We start from the raw sequence: 19,908 nt of genomic DNA on the forward strand, positions 1-19,908 counted from the left end.
TGGTGCAAAATTACAGCTTTAAGTCATTCACTCCAAATGTTTTTTATAAAAAAAGTGAAATTATTTTTTAATCATCTGATTATGAATTTATTATTTTTATAAAATTTTTCAAACTGTAATTTAAAAACTCAATCATAAATCACAAATTGTTTGTTTTAGTCCTAAATGAGTCGCTTTGGTTTTCTTTAACGCTACATTTTTTATTTCTCCCATAACAGCTTCCTATATCATACCCATTTATACTTTATTACTACCCAATCACTCCTTAGAGCCTGTGATAATGCTTTTTTTTCACCTAAATATATTCTAAATTTAAGCCATTAAAATACCATTTTTGTAAACAATCAACTATGAATGAAATCACCTCGACAAATCTCAGCTCCTTAAAAGCTTGGGAGGATATCAAAAATGATAAGGCACTATTTTCAAAATTTGAGACCGAAATTCTTCCCTCTTACATGAATAGTTGTCGATGGTTTGCAGGTAAAGCCAGAACCCAACAGTATTTTAAGGTAGCATCAGCACTCGAAATCCCTATCAAAGACTCTATTGCCTTGCTTTGTATTGTAGAAGTTGGCTATGACAATCAGGAGATTGAGCGTTATTTACTACCTGTATCATTTATAGAGGCCTCACAATCTAACGCTATAGCACCTGTTGGTATCATCAGTTTGGCATATATCAACGAAAAACGAGGTTTTGTGATTGATGCCTTGTATGATGAACGTTTTCAACAGGCTCTTTTTTATCAAATTTCTCACGCTGAATCAGTTTATCAACAAGACGGGAAGGTTGATTTTGTGCGTGGTAAAGGACTGTCAGGTGAAGACATCAATGCTCCTATTACTTCAAAGGCATTAACCTTATCATCTTCCAACTCGGCAATGGTTTTTGGAGAAAAATATTTTCTCAAACTTTATCGAAAACTCTTTAAAGAAACCAACCCTGAAGTTGAAATGATTGAGTTTTTGACCGAGCACTCTGATTTTGCTTTTATTCCAGCATTTGCAGGAAGCATAACTTGGCAACAAGAGTCAGAAAGCGAAATTACCCTTGGGATGATGCAACGAATGGTCGATAATCAGGCTGATACTTGGGAAATGACAGGCAACCAGCTTACAGACTTTGTAACGGCGTTTGTCGATAAAACCTTTGCTATTAAAGAGGATGTTTTCAGTCAGGTAGAATTGCTGGCACAACGCACTGCCGAAATGCACTTGGCACTATATGCGCCTGAGGCTGAACCGATGTTTGCTACCCAAAAGTTTGATGATACTTATCGCCAATTTATTCATAAACGCTTATGCGATTTACTGGATCGACGCTATAATTTATTGATAGAAAAATATACAAGTATTACTGACCCAGTGACTCGTAAATTAGCTTGGGACTTCATGGAAGCGAAAGAGTTGATTGACGAATTTGCTGACCAGATTCTAACCAAAGACTTAGATTCGCTCAGAATAAGAATCCATGGTGATTATCATTTAGGACAAGTTTTGGCTACTGGAAATGATTATATCATCATCGACTTTGAAGGAGAGCCAGAAAGCTCCATCACCGATCGAAAAATCATGCACTCACCACTCAAAGATGTGGCAGGTATGATTAGAAGTTACCATTATGCTATTTCGGCAAAGATGCTTAATTCAAACGAAACAGCAGATATGGATGCATTTAGAGTACAAACTGCCGCTGACCGCTGGTATCGTTTAATTATGCAGACGTATTTGGAAAAATACTTGGAAACCTTTGGGCATCCTCATCCGCTTTTCAAAAACAATAATGAAACCAACTTCTTACTTTTGATTTATTTATTAGAAAAAGCCGTTTATGAGCTTGGCTATGAGATTAGTTATAGACCCGATTGGGTAAAAATTCCATTAAAAGGAATTGTCAACGTGATTCGAGAAATTGAGAAAATGAAGATGTAACAAAAATCCCCCTTACCAAATGGCAAGGGGGATTTTTTACTACCTATCCCGAATAAATAATAAATTGTTGTTTATGAGACACAAAGGTAATAAATGCCTCGTATTAAAACTATGGAAACACCTGTGATTCATGTCAAATCACAGGTGTTTTTTACTATTTTTTATAAAATAATCACAAACTTCTTACTAAGCCTTCAAAACACCAAGCTCCTTCCCTACTTTAGTAAAAGCTGCAACTGCTTTTTCAAGGTGCTCCATATCATGTCCTGCTGAAATTTGTACTCGAATACGTGCTTTGCCTTGAGGTACAACTGGATAAAAGAACCCAATTACATAGATACCTTCTTCTAATAAACGCGCTGCAAACTCTTGAGCAAGTTTAGCATCGTACAACATAATCGGCACAATTGGATGCTCACCTTGTAAAATATCAAAGCCAGCTTCGGTCATGGCCTGACGGAAATATTTTGTATTAGCTTCCAATTTATCACGCAACGCTGTCGAGCTACTCAATACCTCTAATACCTTGATAGAAGCGCCAACAATGGCTGGTGCAAGCGTATTTGAGAACAAGTATGGACGAGAACGCTGACGTAATATTTCTACAATCTCTTTGCGAGCAGCCGTAAATCCACCAGAGGCTCCTCCCAATGCTTTACCATAAGTCCCAGTAATAATATCGATACGCCCCATTACATTTTTAAACTCATGTGTACCACGACCCGTTTTACCCATAAAGCCCGATGAGTGGCATTCGTCTATCATAATCATGGCGCCATATTGCTCAACCAAATCACAGATTTTGTCTAACTGCGCAATTGTACCGTCCATTGAGAACACGCCATCTGTCACAACCAAAATACGGCGACTTCCTTGAGCTGCTTTTAATTGCTCTTCAAGGTCTTCCATATTGTTGTGCTTATATCTAAAACGCTTCGCTTTACACAAACGAATACCGTCGATAATTGAAGCGTGGTTTAGTTCATCAGAAATAATCGCATCTTGCTCGTTCAATAATGGCTCAAACACACCTCCATTGGCATCAAATGCTGCGGCATAAAGAATACAATCTTCCATACCCAAAAACTCAGCAGTTTTTTGCTCTAATTCTTTGTGAATATCTTGTGTTCCACAAATAAAACGAACCGAAGACATACCAAATCCATGGGTATCAATTGCCTCATGTGCTGCCTTAATTGCTTCAGGATGAGACGATAACCCTAGGTAGTTGTTAGCACAAAAATTGAGTACTTCCTTACCTGTATTGATTTGAATATTAGCAGCTTGAGGACTCACAATAATACGTTCTGATTTGTATAGTCCTGCTTCTTTGATGATATCTAACTCTTGTTGAAGAGCCTCTTTTACACTTCCGTACATAAATAATACTTGGTTATTATTGAGTAATTAAGAGTTTTTGTTGGTATTTTTCAGATAATTTTTCAATCATGACCTGTGTCATACGTGCCAAGTCGAATTGTGGTTTCCAACCCCAATCCTGATAAGCCGCCGTGTCATCCACAGATTTAGGCCACGAATCGGCAATCATTTGTCTAAAGTCTGGTTGGTATTGCACCTCAAAATCAGGGTAATACCTTTTTATTTCGGCAGTAACTTGTGCAGGCGTAAAACTCACACCAGCCAAGTTATACGAACTACGAATGCGAATATTTTCGACTGGCGCTTCCATTAATTCTAGCGTTGCACGAATCGCATCGTCCATATAGATCATAGGCAAAAGCGTATCTTCACGCAAAAAGCACGTATATGGCTTATGTTGAACTGCTTCGTGGAATATTTCCACAGCATAATCTGTAGTACCTCCGCCAGGCATTGATTGATAACTAATTACGCCAGGATAACGCAACGAGCGAATGTCTACGCCATAACGTTTATGATAATAACCAGCCCAGTTTTCGCCAGCTACTTTGCTAATACCATATACCGTTGATGGATCTAAATAGGTAGCTTGTGGTGTATCGTACTGTGGAGCGCTATCGCCAAAAGCGGCGATTGAACTAGGGAAGAATACTTTATCGAGCTTTACCTCACGAGCTACTTCAAAAACATTGAAGAGAGTTCTCATGTTAAGTTCCCAAGCACGAAGAGGATCTAACTCGCCTTTGGCAGAAAGTACTGCGGCTAAATGATAGATTTGAGTGATACCATGACGGTGAACTGTTTCGACCAAAGCCAAAACGTTGGTGGCATCCAAAACGACAAACGGACCATTCTCCTCACGAGGAGCTACTATATCTGAGCCAATTACTTGATCTGCACCATGTATGCTGCGTAATTGCTCAAGCAATACTGTACCAATTTGACCATTGGCACCAATTACTAAAATTTTGTCTTTTGCCATAGTAGTTGATGAGTGTAATTCAAAAATATTACTGACAAGAATAACTTTTTCAGTAATTATATTGGCACAAATTTATATTTTCAGTTATATTTATCAAAACATATAGATTATTTCAATAAAAATTACTTTATTATAATATTTTTACCATAATTTTTACTTTTCCAAGAAGGCAAAATATTATTTGGGTAGAAAAAATTACTTTTATGGAAGCAATAGACGAAATAGACAAAAAAATCCTCAGGATTTTACAACAAGATGCTAAAGTAACAACCAAAGAAATCGCCAATCAATTGGGGCTAACAATCTCGCCCGTGTATGAGCGAATTCGTCGCCTCGAAAGCGTTGGATATATCAAGCAATACGTAGCAATTGTTGATAAAACCTTGCTCGATAACCCTATTATGTGTATCTGTCAGGTATCTATGCGCTATCATAATGAAGAGTTTATCGAGAAATTCGAACAGGCTGTTCAGCAATTAGAAGAAATCCATGAATGCTACCACATGGCGGGTCAAGTAGATTTTTTACTAAAGATTTATATCAAAAGTCTCGACGAATATCATGACTTTGTTAAATACAAACTTTCAAAACTCGAAAACATCGGTGTCCTCAACACCACATTCGTTTTGAAAGAAATCAAACACACGTATTCGTATAGTTTTTAATGGTGAATTGTGAATGACGAATTAAGAATTAAACTCATTAGTTATCAATTAGTCATCGATTACTAAAACCTGAGCATTAAGCTAAGTAAAAATATCTTTGAGAAAGTAAGCCATTTTTACTATCATTAGAAATTTCTCTAAATAAGCGTAAAAGCTAATTCGTCATTCACAATTCACTCATTCATCATTAATTATGGAACACCTCTACAAAATCATCAGTATCTTGGGAACGGTGGCTTTTAGTATATCGGGCGCTTATGCTGGTATTCAAAAACGATTGGATTGGTTTGGGGTTATTGTTGTTGCTTTTGTAACCGCCGTTGGTGGAGGTACGCTTCGTGATGTATTTCTGGGTCAGCCTGTACGATGGATTCATGACGAGACCTTGATTTTTATTATTTTCATCAGCGCCATCTTAGCGATTCTTTTTGCGACATGGATTCCTAAGGTAGATATTCCACTTCAAATCTTTGACGCACTAGGCTTAGGATGCTTTTATGTTTTGGGTTACCAAAGAGGTATTTCTGAAAATAATGAAGTATTAAGTAGCTTTTTATTGGGCACTTGTACAGCCTGTGCAGGAGGCGTGATTCGAGACATATTACTGAACGAAATTCCTGTTTTATTTCGAAAAGAAATTTATGCAACCGCTTGTTTAGTAGGCTTTTTCACGTTTTACCAAATCAAAAACATCTCAGGTATAGAATCTTATTCAAACCAAATTACCATCTTCATCATTTTTACCGTTCGTATTCTTTCATGGAAATTTGGGTTATCATTGCCTCAAGCAAATGCGAATAAATCGAATTGAAATTGTGAAAAACTTTTAAAAAATATTATTTTAGCAGTAATAACCAATCGTTAGATTATTGGTTGTAATTAATTTTATGGCAGATAGCTCAAAGCCCAAAGCCAATTTATTTATTTCCTTCAGAATTTTGCATGATATATCAAACTATCACCTCTAAAAGGATAGCCGAAGATTTGAATAACGAAAAAGAAATTCCTATAAACGTCAAATTTTCTCCTATTCTCAATGATTGTACTATGACAACCTCTATCTTTACTAAAGTCCATCTAGTTCCTTTTGAAATTTAATCCATTAACCATTTCAGAAAATATGGCTAAGACCACCAAGGCAAAAACTCAATCTGAAGAAGAAAAAGCTGTAACCAAAGCTCCTGCAAAAAAAAGAGTCTCAAAAAAAACTACTGAAGAAGCACCAGTTGTCGAAACTTCAATTGTTGTTGACCAAACGCCCGCAGCTCCTCCAGTCGAATTAAAGAATGTAGAAGCGTTTACTCGTTTCTCTGATTTTGATATTTCGTTGTTTAAATCTGGAAAGCATTTTAGATTATTCGAAAAGCTGGGTTCGCATACTACCGAATACCAAGGCGTAGCTGGTACTTATTTTGCTGTTTGGGCTCCTTCAGCAAAGAGCGTATCGGTAATCGGTAATTTTAACTATTGGAATAAAGACTCTCACCACCTTTTTGTCCGTTGGGACGAATCTGGTATTTGGGAAGGATTCATCCCTCATATCGGCAAGGGAGAGGCTTACAAATATTGTATTGAAGCCCATGACGGTCGTAAACTTGAAAAAATCGACCCGTATGCGCATTACTTCGAAACACCTCCCAAAACAGCTTCGATTGTATGGGATAACTGGTATGAGTGGACAGACTCCGATTGGATGGCTACTCGTAAGAGTAAAAACTCCCTTTCGTCTCCAATGTCTGTTTATGAAGTACATATCGGCTCATGGCGTCGTAAAGGTGACGAAGAAAAACTATCGTATATTGAACTGGCAGACCAGTTAGTTTCTTATGTAAAAGAAATGGCATTTACACACATTGAGTTTATGCCAGTAATGGAGCACCCATACGAACCATCGTGGGGTTATCAAGTATTAGGATACTTTGCTCCTTCTTCGCGTTTTGGCACACCACAAGACTTTATGTATTTGGTAGAACAATGTCACAAAAATGACATTGGTGTCATACTCGACTGGGTACCATCTCACTTCCCTGGCGATGCCCACGGACTTTATGAGTATGATGGCTCACATCTTTTTGAGCACCCAGATATGCGTAAAGGTTACCATCCTGATTGGAAATCGTATATTTTCAATTATGGTCGTAATGAAGTACGTAGTTTCTTAATTTCAAATGCTATTTATTGGCTAGAGCGTTTCCACGCCGATGGCTTACGCGTAGATGCAGTAGCGTCGATGCTTTACTTAGATTACTCGCGTAATCATGGCGAATGGGAACCTAATATCTTTGGTGGCAATCACCACCTTGAGGCTATTTCGTTATTCCGTGAACTAAACGAAATTCTTTACGCCGAATTCCCAGACGTACAAACGATTGCCGAAGAATCTACTTCATTTACGGGAGTTTCTCGTCCAGTATATACAGGAGGTTTAGGTTTTGGTCAAAAGTGGATGATGGGCTGGATGAACGATACCTTGAAGTATTTCGAAAAAGATCCGATGTATCGTAAATACCATCAAGACCAATTGACATTCTCAACAGTTTATGCCTTTACTGAAAACTTTATGCTACCGCTATCTCATGATGAGGTTGTGTATGGTAAAGAGTCGTTGGTAGGTAAAATGCCAGGAGATGAATGGCAACGATTTGCGAATTTGCGATTGCTGTTTACTTATATGTTTACACACCCAGGTACAAAATTATTGTTCATGGGTGGTGAATTTGGGCAAACCTCAGAATGGAATTTCTCAAAAAGTCTTGAATGGTGGTTATTAGACCATGGGTATCATCAAGGAGTTCAAAGTCTGGTTAGAGAATTAAACTTACTTTATCGCAACGAACATGCGATGTTTGATAAGCAATTTGCACCAGAAGGTTTTGAATGGATTGATTCCTCGGACCGCAACAACTCAGTAGTAGTTTATGCAAGAAAAGGCAATTCTCACAAAGAGCAGCTCATTATCGTGTTAAATCTAACACCAATTCCTCATAATAATTATCGTATTGGCGTGCCAATGCAAGGTGTTTGGCAAGAGATTTTGAACTCTGACGACACCAAATTTGGTGGAAGTGGCAAGACAAACCCAGAGCCAATTTTTGCAGAAGAAGTTTCTTGGCAAGGAAAAGCTTATTCGATTCCACTAAACCTTCCTCCATTGGGTGGCTTAGTGTTGAAAGTGAAATAAAAAAGAAAATCGACTCTCAGAAATGGGAGTCGATTTTTTTATATACATAAAGTACTTTTGTTTTTTCAAAGGAAATATTTTCTTAAACCCTATAAAAAACGAAACCCTCGAAGCCGCCACTCCAAGGGTTTTCTTGTTTTTTTTAGTTATCCTATTTAGAGGATTACTTTAAGATTACTTAGGCTATTGTTGTTTAATAACGCCAATAAACATCACTGCCGCCACAGTTATTTTATTTTAATTATTAACATAAATTAAAATGAGTCTATTATCCACGCTTGCCGCCACAATTGTGAATCGTTGACATTTCAAAGTTAGTATAATTAATTTTATCCACAATAGAAATGTTTAGTATTTTTCTAAGATTTACATAAAAGATGGAATTTCTATGACTAACTCTTAAAATTTGATGCAAGAAACAACAGTATTAACCACTCTCAACGTTGGTACAACCTTATTCAACGCTAATAATGAAATTTCATTCATTTGAAAAATAGCGTAATAGAGCCTTTTTGGACTATATTACGCTGTGATAAAATGAGATTAGTCTTTCTTTTGTTCTACTTTTCGAACAGTAGGATATTGTATACCTAACTGTTCCAAGTAGGTTTTGTACTTAGTAGGATCAAAGTAATATTGCTTGAGTTTGGGACGGTAAATTTCCATGATATTGGCATTAATCGCAATCGCAGGTTTATCTGTAGGAGCAATCAACGCTTCATATTTAATATCCTTGGTTTGAACATTTTTATAATAATCCCAAGCACTTTCAATGAGCTTTGGCTCGTTTAATAAGTCCAAAATTGTCAGCGCCTCTACTTTCGCCCCTGCTGTAATTCCTTTGTGTGCAATAGGAGTAGCCATCGAGATGGCATTTGCCCAGTGGTGCCCCGGCAAACCCGGAATATTTGAAGGATAACCCAATACAATGGTCGGCAATGACCAAGAAATATCCGCAATATCGTCTGAACCTCCGCCCATCGAGCCTACAACCTCCAAAACAGTATCGATTTCGGCACGAAGTCCTTTCTGTTCTGGCGAACTAAGTTCCTGCTGAATTCCCTTCGCTAATTGCTGATCAGCATCTGACCATGTAGGTAAGCCTACACGTTTGATATGTGAAAAGGCTCTTTCGGCAATAGGTTTGTTAAAATGCCCGGGCCATGCGCTTCCTAGTACCTCCCACGAGACTTTAGTATCTGTCATCATGGCAGCACCTTGAGCTATTTTTTTACCAAAATCATACAATTCTTTGATTTTGGGATAAGTACGTTCTCTGAAATAATACCAAACCGAAGCTTTAGAAGGAACTACATTTGGCTGGTCGCCCCCATTTACTACTACATAATGTGAGCGCTGTGTTGGCAAAAGGTGTTCTCTTTTATAATTCCAGCCCACATTCATCAATTCTACTGCATCAAGAGCACTTTTACCACGCCAAGGGTTCGCAGCGGCATGAGCAGCTTCGCCTTCAAAATTGAACTTTACCGAAACCAAGCCATTATTTCCTGCATCACCATGTTTTACGCTCAAATTGCTGTTAACGTGGGTAAAAATACACGCATCTACATCTTTGAAATAACCATCACGAATGTAAAAAGCCTTTGTTCCCACCAATTCCTCAGCAACCCCAGGCCAAAGCATCAAGGTTCCTGAAAGTTTTTCACGCTCCATGATTTTTTTGAGCACCAAGGCAGAAGTAATATTCAGTGCCTGACCAGAATTATGACCTTCTCCATGCCCAGGGGCACCATCTACAATTGGGTCGTGATAGGCCACACCAGGTTTTTGTGAAGCTTTGGGAATACAGTCGACATCCGATCCGATGGCAATGACAGGTTTACCTGCCCCCCAAGTAGCAATCCAAGCCGTTGGGACTCCAGAAATACCCTTTTGAATCGTAAAGCCTTCTTTTTCTAAAAGATTAATCAAATACTGCGAGGTTTCGGTTTCTTGAAAACCTAATTCGGCAAAACTGAAAATCATATCATTGACCTGCGCAGAAAATTCTTTTCTTTTATCAACTTCCTCGATAATTTCTTTTTGGAGCGCTTTGATTTTTTGTGGAGAAAGCTTTTGAGCAAAGATTGGTTGAGTCAAAAATGCACTTGCGACCAACATGAGTGTTGGAAGTTTTCGGAAAAATTGCTTCATGGTAATTTAGTTTTAGTTTGAAGTAAGATTTTATCTATCCCAAAAGCGCCAATGCTATTGGATTAGAAAAAATATATTAAAATTAAAGATTTGTGGATGAGATAAAAGGAAAAAGACTGGGAAAGCTAAAAAATAACAGGAAATACTTAATTGAGGAATTTTGGGATGGGTATAAAATAATAAAGACCCGCAGCAATGCTCCGAGCCTTTACGCAATCCGCCTAAGTAGTTATCTTTTGGGTAATCCACCCGCGAGCCGAAGCTCTAAAGTTTGTTTGCTTTCGAGTCATAAGACTTTACTCACTCAGTTGATTTATCATCAACCTTGAATTTTTTTGGTGATTGAGTAGCGGCTCAATCACCATTCCAGTAGCGTGTGCGGCACTACGTCGAAAAAGCGGTCAATATCTAACCAAATATTTTTGAATTGAAACGTTCTTCAATTGCTATTTCTAATCTAAGTTGTAAGCCTAATTGGCTCACGTTGTAAACCTTTATTTTGTTGTTCTTGATTTACATTACAAATGTATTAACAATAAACGTGCCAAACAAATTTTATGAGACTTTTTTTTGAAAAATATTTCAAAATATCTAACCAATACTCAAATTACCTCATGAACTGACACCCTTACATGCAATTTTACCCATAAACTGCTTTGGTATAATTAAAACAAGTTTCATGCCAAGAAAAGCACCTAATATCTTATTGGCGCAGAAAAAACCCTTTAAAGCACAAATTTTTGATACTAATTTTCGTCCTTCTTATTTATTAATTTTCAATACAAATTTGTCATTTTATTGCTCAATTTATCAACAATGATAATTGTTGAATATATCATGATTTACGGCGAAAAATATACACAAATAATAAATTAAGCTTTTTTTTCTTGCTTTTTGCCATTTTTGATATTAGTATTGCATTAGTTCAAAACAATATCATTTTACCTATTACTAGAGAAATTTCATCAATAAACCTTCTTTTTCTTGAAATTCAATAGCAACCCATGAATTAATACTAACCGATGAATTATAAGTTTATTTACCGTGATAAGGATTCTGGCAGAATTATCACAAATAAAGACATTATTAACCTACACAAATACAAAGTTGCTTGCGTAAAGCTTACCGAAAGAGGGATTATCAGAGATATTACAATACCGCCTGAATGGTGGATTGATGGTTCGATTGACAATTGTAAAGCTATTGCGTATCACACAAGGATGAGTAAAACCAAAACTTAACATTAATATATGAATATGAGATCTCGCCAAATTAATAAGCCATTTTCTATGCCATATCGTCCTGAAGATGTTTTTTATGTAACTTATTCAAAATTTTTGAGTACGGCATTCCTGATTTTAAAAGAAAACCGTGAAAAGGTTCAGGTAATCGTTAAACATGAACACATGAAAGACCTTAAAGATTGGGTCACCAGACACCATATCTTGACAGACGATAGTGTTCTCGACTTTATCCCTTACTAATATTAAAAATTATAAAACCTAAAATCCCCTGTCATTTGGAAATGACAGGGGATTTTAGGTTTACTTTCTACAACTCGCTTCGTATTTTGAACCAATATGTCTTAGACGTAAATCATGCGCATAGCTTGTCTACTCGACATCTCAAAAAAACCTTTTAAAACTTCCGTAGCAATACACTAATGATAAGACCTATATAGAATACAGCTGCCACCAACATCATGCTCATGGTTTGATTTGTTACCGCTACGACAGCTCCTATCGTAAAAAATACAATAATGGTAAGTCTTGTCAATATACTATCCCACAGACACCCTCTTGATTCGGAACTAGTAAATCTTAGTTTTGATAACTCCACCCCCAAATCCATTACCAAACCTGTTAATTGCGATGGCTTTACTTTGGCACAAGTAAAATTGGAAGCAAAGGCATTGTGGTTACTCATGGCAAATACCAAACTGGGGATAAAAGGCTCCTTCATAAAATATGCGACAAGAACAATCAACAGATTCACACTTGGAGTGATGAGTTTTTTCCGCATTTTGGGGACCAACTGATAACTATGATACCACCATGAACTAAAAAATGACCCCAATAAATAACTCAATATATATATAGTAAGCGTAAAAGGAAACTGATGTCCGTTATCACTCCACCATTGTACGCCCAAACTAAACAAGCCCGTAACATTGGTGGTGACAACACCGAGTAACTTTATACCCAAAATATTCACTATCCCCGATATTATCGAGAATGGAATAGCAATTGCTATGAGTCTTTTAAGCTTCATTTTTAGTAATAAAGTGATTTTTCAATAGAATCTCATTGACACGCTAAGGAATATGAATGAGTTTTTCTTTGTATATTTTAAGTCTATATATCAACAAACAAATATATTAACATTTTTTCATATAGTTAATATATTTCGATAATTGGGCTAAAATATTAGGAGAACAGTTGAAAAACAGGGGAAAAAGAAAATTGGCAATTAGTCTAAGCTTATATTCTTAGACTAATTGCCAATCCAAACATTGAAATATTTTTTATTTCTTCAAATACAAATCCAGATACTGAGCCATTTCGGCTTGTACTTTTTGTGCCTCTTCGGCAGCTTTTTCAGCAAAATCTTCGCCAGATGAAGCATAGATAATAGCACGAGAAGAGTTTACTAATAAGCCACAAGTGCTATTCATACCGTATTTAGAAACCTCCTCTAAGCTTCCACCTTGAGCACCAACGCCAGGTACTAACAAGAAGTGTTCAGGAGCAAGTGCACGTACTTGTGCAAGCATATCTGCTTTGGTAGCCCCAACCACATACATCAGTTGCTCATCGGTACCCCATTCTTGTGATTTGGTTAGAACCTCCTCAAATAATGCCTTATCTCCTACCGAAAGCGTTTGAAAATCTTTGCTACCGCCATTTGAGGTTAACGCCAAAAGAATCACCCATTTGTTAGGGAAAGTCAAAAATGGCGTAACAGAATCTTCACCCATATAAGGCGCTACTGTTACCGAATCAAAATCAAGCCCTGAAGAGTTTGGGTCAAAAAAAGCTCTTGCGTATAAACCAGAAGTATTACCAATATCGCCTCTTTTAGCATCAGCAATAGTAAAACATTCTTTGGGAATATAGGCTAATGTTTTTTGAAGACTCTCCCATCCTTTTGCGCCAAAAGCCTCATAAAAAGCAATATTAGGTTTGTAAGCTACTGCATATTGTTTGGTAGCATCAATAATTTGCTTGTTGAATTCAAAAATGGGATCTTCAGTATCCAACAAGTGCTTTGGAAGTTTTTGAAGGTCGGTATCAAGACCAACGCATAAATAGGATTTTTTGGACAAAATTTGTCCGAAAAGTTCTTGTTTTGTCATTGTTATGTTCAACTGTGAATTACATGAAATATAGCTACTGTTGTAACTATTAGAAGAGGTGCCACCTTCGTAAGATTGAGATTTGTGCTATGGACAATGTTCTTTCCTTTTGAAAGCATATTTAATAATTTCATTTGGTATTTGTCGAAAAAAACAAAATTCCCCTTCGCCACACCTTACTTTTCTTGTCTTGACACAAGAAAAGTAACAAAAGAAAGTCAAGAAATCCTAAACTCGCCTTCGGCTCAAACAATAGGATTTCAGAAAAACATATCAAACCATAAATCGCTCATTATAAGCAATTTAAAGAATAGTAAATTCTAATTCTCAGGAAGGAAGGTCAAATAACTTAAATCTTCCTCTCTGCAAAGTTCATTGGCTAAATCTTGGAGCTGAGTAGCCGAAACCGTACGAATCTGAGCAAAAAGCTCTTCTAATGTATCGATACGGTTAATATCCAACAGACTTTTGGCCATCATAAGCATAAAGCTCATATTGCCTTCTTCGGACATCGCCATCTGACCCATCAATTGCTCTTTGGTATTATGCAATTGTGTTTTGGTCAAAGGGACTTCTCTCAGCACCTTTAGTTCTTTCAGAATGAGCGCATTAGCTTTTTTCAAGTGCTTTGGCTCAGTCGCAAAATAAATACCCCAATAGCCTGTGTCAATAAATGGTGTATAGCCTGCATCAATCGAATATACTAAGCCATTTTTTTCTCTCACAGCCAAATTTAAGCGTGAATTCATGCCTGGTCCACCCAATAAATTAATAAGCATAAAAAATGGCAATCGTTGGGCATGAGTAATTTCGTAGGCAGTACGACCAATCGCTACATGCGCCTGCGTGATGCTACGTTTGTGATCAACATTTTTAGGCGTATATAGCTCTGGAGGAGTTCTTACTAAACTAGAACTTTTGGCAGGAATATTTTTCAAATATTTTTCTACCAAAGCCACTACTTTCTTGAAAGGCATATTACCCACTGATGAGAAAATAATACGACTTGTATCCAGATTTTCAGCGATAAAATCAAGTAAGTCTTGACGGGTAAAACCGTTTACACTTTCTTGTGTTCCCAAAATATTACGTCCTAGTTGATGATTTGAAAAGATAATATCATCAAAATCATCCTGAATGGCATCTTCGGGCGAATCGTAATACATCGACATTTCTTCGAGAATTACCCCACGCTCACGCTCTACCTGCTTATCTGGAAATACAGAATGAAAAGTAATATCTGATAAAAGTTCTAATGCTCGCTCATAGTGAGGAGTTAGTACTGAAGCATGAAAACAGATTTTTTCCTTGGTAGTATAAGCATTCAATTCCCCTCCTACTACCTCAAGGCGATTGATAATTTGTAATGACGAACGCTTGTCTGTTCCTTTAAAAGCCATGTGCTCCCAGAAGTGTGCCAAGCCTTGTTGATGAGGTTTTTCGTCACGGCTACCCATATCGAGCATCAAACCCATGTGTGAAATCGCTGTATGCGTTACTTGGCGATGTACAATTCGAATACCGTTTGGTAATGTATATTCTTGAATTCCGTCCATTCTAATGAATTTCCTTGTTTGATGGTGGTTCTCAGACAAGTTATTTACTAATTTCTAAAGCACTTTTTTATCGAACTACAAAGTTACACAATTTTGAAGCGATTGATATGGTTCGTAAAACTACTTATGAAAATAAGATGCCTGATTGTTATAACACATTTTTAAATAAATACATTCTCGTAGCCAGAAAGTTTAGGTAATTTTGTTTTTTTCAGGATTCACCATTAGCCCCCAAAAGTATGCGTATAGGATTTGATGCAAAACGAGCTTTCCAAAATTTTACAGGATTAGGAAACTACAGCCGATTTATTATTCAATCTTTGCTGGCTTCTCCTTCGCAACACGAATATTTTGCCTATACGCCCAAGCTTAACAGTAAAGTACAATTTGATGAACGATTGCATATTGAGCTACCACAAACCTCTATGCCAAAATCATTGTGGCGAAGCTGGGGCATTAACCAACAACTCAAAAAAGACAACATCGATATTTTTCATGGTTTGAGCAATGAATTACCTTGGCAAATTCAAAATACAGGTATCAAAACTGTGGTAACTATCCATGATTTAATTTTTATCCGATATCCAGAGTTATATCCTACGATTGACCGTTGGATTTATAAACAAAAATTTAAGTCTGCTTGTGAAAAAGCAGATTGTGTGGTAGCTATTAGTCAACAAACCAAAGATGATATTGTTGAGATGCTACACATTAATCCTTCCAAAATCGAGGTGGTGTATCAGGACTGTGATATAGCTTTTAGAAATAAGTTAACAACTGAGCAACTTTCGGCTATTACCCAGAAATACAATTTACACAAGCCATATATCTTGTGCGTAGCTACCATTGCCGACCGTAAAAATCAACTTACGTTGGTAAAAGCATTTGAAGAACTTCAAAACAGCGATGTGGATTTGGTACTTGTTGGTGGAAAAAGTGCCTATCAAAATCAAATTGAAGACTATATTCGACAAAAACATCTCAAGGGAGTTCATATTATCAATGGTGTCCCCTTTGCGGATTTGCCTGCATTGTATCAAAATGCAACTTTAACCGTATATCCATCCATTTTTGAAGGCTTTGGTATTCCTATTGTAGAGGCATTGCATTCAGGAGTACCTGTGATAGCTGCTACGGGTTCATGTCTAGAAGAAGCTGGAGGCAATGGGGCACTTTACGTAAACCCTTATGATATTAGCGGTATGACAGAAGAAATAAAACGAGTACTTTCAAATCCTATTCTTCAAAAAAACTTAGTTATACAAGGACAAGTGTATATCAAAAAGTTTTCTTCAACGGAAATCGCAAAAGATTTAGAAAAAATTTATCAGAAAATTTAATAATGAGTAAGTGGTAAAATCTATTCTCAGAACACACAAACAAACATTTGGTAACTTTTAGCACTACACACATTTAAATCTCAATAAAAAATAATCAAATATTCACAATTTGGTTTTATATAATAGGCACGGTTTTTGAAAATTCTTGTAACATGCTGACTTGTAGTTGAGTAAATAGCTACTGGTCTGTGATATAAATTTCCTAAGTATTGACCGAGTTATGAAAAAAAATAGTCTTTTTCTACTTATATCATTAAGTGGTTGCAAGGACTTTATGTATTTGTCCTTACTAATATTTAACCTACTTTCAATCTCTGCAAAATCTAATGATACTTCAATGGGATTCAGTGTATATTATCCCAAATACGCCCAAACGGGTCAAGAGGTGTCTTTCAATTTTGCTACACGTTTGAATATCCATCGAATTCGTGTTTTTGTCAACGGCAGTAGCCTTGGTTCTACTTACGTTTCCAACAATCACGCCGAATTCAAATTCAAGTTTGTGTACGCCAGTACCAAAAAGCTAAAATTTGTCGGTTTTTCTCCTGATAACAATACCCTTAGCGAAGTCCAAGGGGAAATAACGATTGCTGGCAAAAATCAAATCTCTAAAGAAACTAAGTATGAATACACAAACGCTAGTTTGCCAAACAATACGACTGACAAAAGCTATAACTCCAATAGTGGGAGTATTACAGCTGCTCTTTCGGGCGCCAGTGTGGTGTATCCTAATCCCAATGTACCTACTTTTTCAGATACTTTTGATGAAAACAATAAGGTAGTAACCAATGTATATCCCTTCGAACAGCCTACCAACGAAGTAGCATGGACATTTTTTAGTAGTATTCAAAATGAAGTGATTCCTCTCGCACACAAATATCGTGTACCTGCTAGTGTAATTATGGCGATGGCAGCATTAGAGAGTGGTTATGGATATAGTCCTATTTCAATTGCTGCTAATAATTATTTTGGCATCAAACAATGGAAACCCTCAGCAGATGGCTACCAACTAAAAGGACAAGCAGATGAACATAACGGAAGGGTAAGAATCCTAAAAAACGCAGGACAAGGGCAATATATTTATGATGAAGCCCGCAGGAAAGATAATTGGTATCGCTCTTTCAAATCACGAGCTGAATGTATCAAGTTTTTGGTAGAAGAAGTTTTTTTACATAAAACAGGAAAATGGAAACGAGACTACTCAGGAGCCGTACGAGACTATCAGAATCGTCTGGATAGAGGATTTTCGAAATACGATGCGGCTTATCAGTTTGCTTTTCAGCTAGGTTCAAAAGGTTATAATCATTTGGGAGGCAAATATTATGCTGATAAAACCATTAAGATTATCGAAAAATATAATCTACTTAGTTTTGATTAAACTATTGGTAAATAAAAGATGTATCCGTACTTTGTGGTCATAATCTCAGTAACTTGATTTTTTGAATTACCCACAACAAACTAAAGCTAAGTTAACATGATTCCTCACTCATTTAGTGATTTGTAATTGAGTGATTTAGTGATTATTAAAAATCTATATTTTAACAGTAAAGACGCAATGCTTTGCGTCTAAAGAGGTATCATTCGGAATATAGTATCAAAAAAAGCGGTCGAAAATTATTTTTTCGACCGCTTTTTTTGATGAACATTTGGGTATTGATGCTGAAACTCTCAAAAGTCACATCTAATATAAAAACCTATTATTAAAATACTTATACAGTAAATACTCCCTCACAATTTAGTATTATTTCTTAGTTCTGCGCTGCTAACAAATATAACACTGCCATACGCACTGCTACACCGTTTTCTACCTGATCAAGAATAATAGAATGATGAGAATCAGCGGCATCTGAAGTAAGTTCAACCCCACGGTTGATAGGTCCTGGGTGCATTAGTACGATTTCTTTATCCAGTTCATCCAACATTTTTTTGTTGATACCATAGTACAAAGAATACTCACGCAAAGACGGGAAATACTTGATTTGTTGGCGTTCCAACTGAATACGCAATACGTTGGCTACATCGCACCATGCCAAAGCTTTTTTAACATCGTGGCAAACTGTTACGCCTAGTTCAGTAATATGTCGAGGAATCAAGGTAGAAGGACCACAAAGCATTACTTCTGCACCTTGTTTTTTTAAGGCAAAAATATTGGACAATGCGACACGAGAGTGTAAAATATCGCCGATAATAGCGATTTTCTTTCCTGCTAAATCACCCAATTTTTCACGCATCGAAAACGAATCTAATAATGCCTGTGTTGGGTGCTCATGCGTGCCATCGCCAGCATTAACGATATTGGCACTGATATGTTTTGACAAATAATGTGGTGCTCCTGGACTAGCATGACGCATCACAATCATATCTACTTTCATGGCCAAAATGTTATTGACCGTATCCAAAAGTGTTTCTCCTTTTTTTACAGAACTTCCTGCTGCTGAAAAGCTTAAAGTATCGGCCGATAGGCGTTTTTCTGCTAATTCAAAAGAGAGACGTGTACGAGTTGAGTTTTCGAAAAATACATTAGCAATTGTCACATCACGAAGCGAAGGCACTTTTTTGATAGGACGATTGATAACTTCTTTAAACTCGGTGGCAGTAGCCATGATGAGTTCGATATCTTCAGGAGTTAGGTCTTTGATACCCAAAAGATGGCGAGTGCTTAATTTTTGCATGGTAATTTATAGCTCAAAACGCAGTATGCGATGAAATAAGTCAAAAAAATACACGACTCAAAAAGAATCGTGCCATCAGATTATTTTGTAATCAACCAAATTCTATCGGCTTCATGGCCTTGTTCTTTCCATTCAACCAATACCTTTTCGGTATCAATAGTATTTACCTTTTTGCCAACATAGTCAGGTTTAACAGGTAAATCACGGTTGTAGATACGATCGACCAACACACACAATTCCACCTTATCAGGGCGACCAAATGCCGTCATTGCATCTAGTGCAGCACGTACCATACGACCTGTAGCCAATACGTCATCTACTAAAATAACCTTCTTATTTTCAATCAAGAAAGGCACTTTAGTAGCGTTGGGCTTGAGGGGCTCACGGCGACGAAAATCGTCACGATAGAAAGTAGCATCTAATTGTCCTAATGGAATATTTTTGCCTGTAATGCTTAACAATTCTTCTTGAATACGTTTAGCAAAGAAGATACCTCTTGGTTGTAAACCAATGATGACACTATCAGTAAAATCTTGGTGATTCTCGATCAATTCTTGACAGAGACGGCTGATAGTAATCTCTAAAAGGGGGCTTGAAAGAATAAGTTTCCGTTGCATTGGATGCAAAGATAATATTAAATTATGAATTGTTCGTGCAGAGACGCATTAACAGCAACAAAATTACAGGTT

General features: G+C 36.9%; 16 protein-coding genes. 8 read left to right on the plus strand and 8 right to left on the minus strand.

Annotation, left to right across the window (positions count from 1 at the left end; translation table 11 throughout):
* Nucleotides 1-350: 350 nt before the first annotated feature.
* Nucleotides 351-1,934, plus strand: coding sequence for a putative maltokinase (locus GVN22_RS14605; RefSeq protein WP_166551750.1), 1,584 nt, complete (start codon nt 351-353; stop codon nt 1,932-1,934).
* A 186-nt stretch (nt 1,935-2,120) separates the two neighbouring features.
* Here GVN22_RS14605 and kbl read toward each other — a convergent pair whose 3' ends face one another.
* Both kbl and GVN22_RS14615 read right to left on the minus strand, forming a co-directional pair.
* Complete coding sequence (gene kbl / locus GVN22_RS14610) at nt 2,121-3,314, minus strand: glycine C-acetyltransferase (RefSeq protein ID WP_166551751.1); 1,194 nt, start codon at nt 3,312-3,314, stop codon at nt 2,121-2,123.
* A 16-nt stretch (nt 3,315-3,330) separates the two neighbouring features.
* Nucleotides 3,331-4,296: an NAD-dependent epimerase/dehydratase family protein gene (locus GVN22_RS14615; RefSeq protein WP_166551752.1), complete on the minus strand. Its 966-nt coding sequence runs from the start codon at nt 4,294-4,296 to the stop codon at nt 3,331-3,333.
* A 203-nt stretch (nt 4,297-4,499) separates the two neighbouring features.
* Here GVN22_RS14615 and GVN22_RS14620 point away from each other — a divergent pair, with 203 nt between their 5' ends.
* From GVN22_RS14620 to glgB, 3 genes are all read left to right on the plus strand, one after another.
* Nucleotides 4,500-4,961 (plus strand): Lrp/AsnC family transcriptional regulator, encoded by a 462-nt coding sequence (locus GVN22_RS14620; protein WP_095160424.1) that lies wholly within the window; start codon nt 4,500-4,502, stop codon nt 4,959-4,961.
* 193 nt (nt 4,962-5,154) lie between these two features.
* Nucleotides 5,155-5,772: a trimeric intracellular cation channel family protein gene (locus GVN22_RS14625; RefSeq protein ID WP_166551753.1), complete on the plus strand. Its 618-nt coding sequence runs from the start codon at nt 5,155-5,157 to the stop codon at nt 5,770-5,772.
* A gap of 309 nt (nt 5,773-6,081) precedes the next feature.
* Complete coding sequence (gene glgB, locus GVN22_RS14630) at nt 6,082-8,142, plus strand: 1,4-alpha-glucan branching protein GlgB (RefSeq protein ID WP_166551754.1); 2,061 nt, start codon at nt 6,082-6,084, stop codon at nt 8,140-8,142.
* Between the two features lie 543 nt (nt 8,143-8,685).
* On the opposite strand, the gene GVN22_RS14635 is transcribed toward glgB, so the two are convergent.
* The gene (locus tag GVN22_RS14635) at nt 8,686-10,296 is read right to left on the minus strand and encodes an amidohydrolase (protein WP_166551755.1); all 1,611 of its coding nucleotides are present in this window, start codon (nt 10,294-10,296) and stop codon (nt 8,686-8,688) included.
* Nucleotides 10,297-11,318: 1,022 nt separating this feature from the next.
* Here GVN22_RS14635 and GVN22_RS14640 point away from each other — a divergent pair.
* Both GVN22_RS14640 and GVN22_RS14645 read left to right on the plus strand, forming a co-directional pair.
* Nucleotides 11,319-11,537, plus strand: a complete 219-nt coding sequence (locus tag GVN22_RS14640) for a hypothetical protein (protein ID WP_166551756.1) — start codon at nt 11,319-11,321, stop codon at nt 11,535-11,537.
* Between the two features lie 9 nt (nt 11,538-11,546).
* Nucleotides 11,547-11,780, plus strand: coding sequence for a hypothetical protein (locus GVN22_RS14645; RefSeq protein ID WP_166551757.1), 234 nt, complete (start codon nt 11,547-11,549; stop codon nt 11,778-11,780).
* A gap of 154 nt (nt 11,781-11,934) precedes the next feature.
* Here the strand turns inward: GVN22_RS14645 and GVN22_RS14650 are convergent, their stop codons facing one another.
* The 3 genes from GVN22_RS14650 to GVN22_RS14660 form a co-directional block, all read right to left on the minus strand.
* Entirely contained in the window at nt 11,935-12,567 is a 633-nt protein-coding gene (locus tag GVN22_RS14650) for a DUF1275 family protein (protein ID WP_166551758.1), read from the minus strand.
* Between the two features lie 253 nt (nt 12,568-12,820).
* On the minus strand, nt 12,821-13,651 hold the full coding sequence (gene pyrF / locus GVN22_RS14655) for an orotidine-5'-phosphate decarboxylase (RefSeq protein ID WP_166551759.1): 831 nt from the start codon (nt 13,649-13,651) through the stop codon (nt 12,821-12,823).
* Between the two features lie 320 nt (nt 13,652-13,971).
* On the minus strand, nt 13,972-15,207 hold the full coding sequence (locus tag GVN22_RS14660; RefSeq protein WP_166551760.1) for a pitrilysin family protein: 1,236 nt from the start codon (nt 15,205-15,207) through the stop codon (nt 13,972-13,974).
* 239 nt (nt 15,208-15,446) lie between these two features.
* Here GVN22_RS14660 and GVN22_RS14665 point away from each other — a divergent pair, with 239 nt between their 5' ends.
* Together GVN22_RS14665 and GVN22_RS14670 are read left to right on the plus strand one after the other, a co-directional pair.
* Nucleotides 15,447-16,547, plus strand: coding sequence for a glycosyltransferase family 1 protein (locus GVN22_RS14665; RefSeq protein WP_166551761.1), 1,101 nt, complete (start codon nt 15,447-15,449; stop codon nt 16,545-16,547).
* Between the two features lie 337 nt (nt 16,548-16,884).
* Complete coding sequence (locus GVN22_RS14670) at nt 16,885-17,925, plus strand: glucosaminidase domain-containing protein (protein ID WP_166551762.1); 1,041 nt, start codon at nt 16,885-16,887, stop codon at nt 17,923-17,925.
* Nucleotides 17,926-18,295: 370 nt separating this feature from the next.
* Here the strand turns inward: GVN22_RS14670 and GVN22_RS14675 are convergent, their stop codons facing one another.
* Both GVN22_RS14675 and pyrR read right to left on the minus strand, forming a co-directional pair.
* Nucleotides 18,296-19,219 carry an aspartate carbamoyltransferase catalytic subunit gene (locus tag GVN22_RS14675; protein WP_095160614.1) on the minus strand — a complete coding sequence of 308 codons (924 nt, stop codon included), beginning with the start codon at nt 19,217-19,219 and terminating at the stop codon, nt 18,296-18,298.
* 80 nt (nt 19,220-19,299) lie between these two features.
* Nucleotides 19,300-19,836: a bifunctional pyr operon transcriptional regulator/uracil phosphoribosyltransferase PyrR gene (gene pyrR, locus GVN22_RS14680; protein WP_166551763.1), complete on the minus strand. Its 537-nt coding sequence runs from the start codon at nt 19,834-19,836 to the stop codon at nt 19,300-19,302.
* Between the last annotated feature and the right edge of the window lie 72 nt (nt 19,837-19,908).

Source organism: Cellulophaga sp. BC115SP (assembly GCF_009905545.1).
GTDB classification, from domain to species: Bacteria; Bacteroidota; Bacteroidia; order Cytophagales; family Spirosomataceae; genus Flectobacillus; species Flectobacillus rivi.

Excerpts from the sequence above, each read along its gene's own strand:
- GVN22_RS14605 (WP_166551750.1), top strand. The coding sequence starts at position 351 with ATGAATGAAATCACCTCGACAAATCTCAGCTCCTTAAAAGCTTGGGAG.
- pyrF (WP_166551759.1), bottom strand. The coding sequence starts at position 13,651 with ATGACAAAACAAGAACTTTTCGGACAAATTTTGTCCAAAAAATCCTAT.
- GVN22_RS14650 (WP_166551758.1), bottom strand. The coding sequence starts at position 12,567 with ATGAAGCTTAAAAGACTCATAGCAATTGCTATTCCATTCTCGATAATA.
- GVN22_RS14625 (WP_166551753.1), top strand. The coding sequence starts at position 5,155 with ATGGAACACCTCTACAAAATCATCAGTATCTTGGGAACGGTGGCTTTT.
- glgB (WP_166551754.1), top strand. The coding sequence starts at position 6,082 with ATGGCTAAGACCACCAAGGCAAAAACTCAATCTGAAGAAGAAAAAGCT.
- GVN22_RS14640 (WP_166551756.1), top strand. The coding sequence starts at position 11,319 with ATGAATTATAAGTTTATTTACCGTGATAAGGATTCTGGCAGAATTATC.
- GVN22_RS14665 (WP_166551761.1), top strand. The coding sequence starts at position 15,447 with ATGCGTATAGGATTTGATGCAAAACGAGCTTTCCAAAATTTTACAGGA.
- GVN22_RS14660 (WP_166551760.1), bottom strand. The coding sequence starts at position 15,207 with ATGGACGGAATTCAAGAATATACATTACCAAACGGTATTCGAATTGTA.
- GVN22_RS14670 (WP_166551762.1), top strand. The coding sequence starts at position 16,885 with ATGGGATTCAGTGTATATTATCCCAAATACGCCCAAACGGGTCAAGAG.
- GVN22_RS14645 (WP_166551757.1), top strand. The coding sequence starts at position 11,547 with ATGAATATGAGATCTCGCCAAATTAATAAGCCATTTTCTATGCCATAT.
- GVN22_RS14675 (WP_095160614.1), bottom strand. The coding sequence starts at position 19,219 with ATGCAAAAATTAAGCACTCGCCATCTTTTGGGTATCAAAGACCTAACT.
- GVN22_RS14615 (WP_166551752.1), bottom strand. The coding sequence starts at position 4,296 with ATGGCAAAAGACAAAATTTTAGTAATTGGTGCCAATGGTCAAATTGGT.
- GVN22_RS14620 (WP_095160424.1), top strand. The coding sequence starts at position 4,500 with ATGGAAGCAATAGACGAAATAGACAAAAAAATCCTCAGGATTTTACAA.
- GVN22_RS14635 (WP_166551755.1), bottom strand. The coding sequence starts at position 10,296 with ATGAAGCAATTTTTCCGAAAACTTCCAACACTCATGTTGGTCGCAAGT.
- kbl (WP_166551751.1), bottom strand. The coding sequence starts at position 3,314 with ATGTACGGAAGTGTAAAAGAGGCTCTTCAACAAGAGTTAGATATCATC.
- pyrR (WP_166551763.1), bottom strand. The coding sequence starts at position 19,836 with ATGCAACGGAAACTTATTCTTTCAAGCCCCCTTTTAGAGATTACTATC.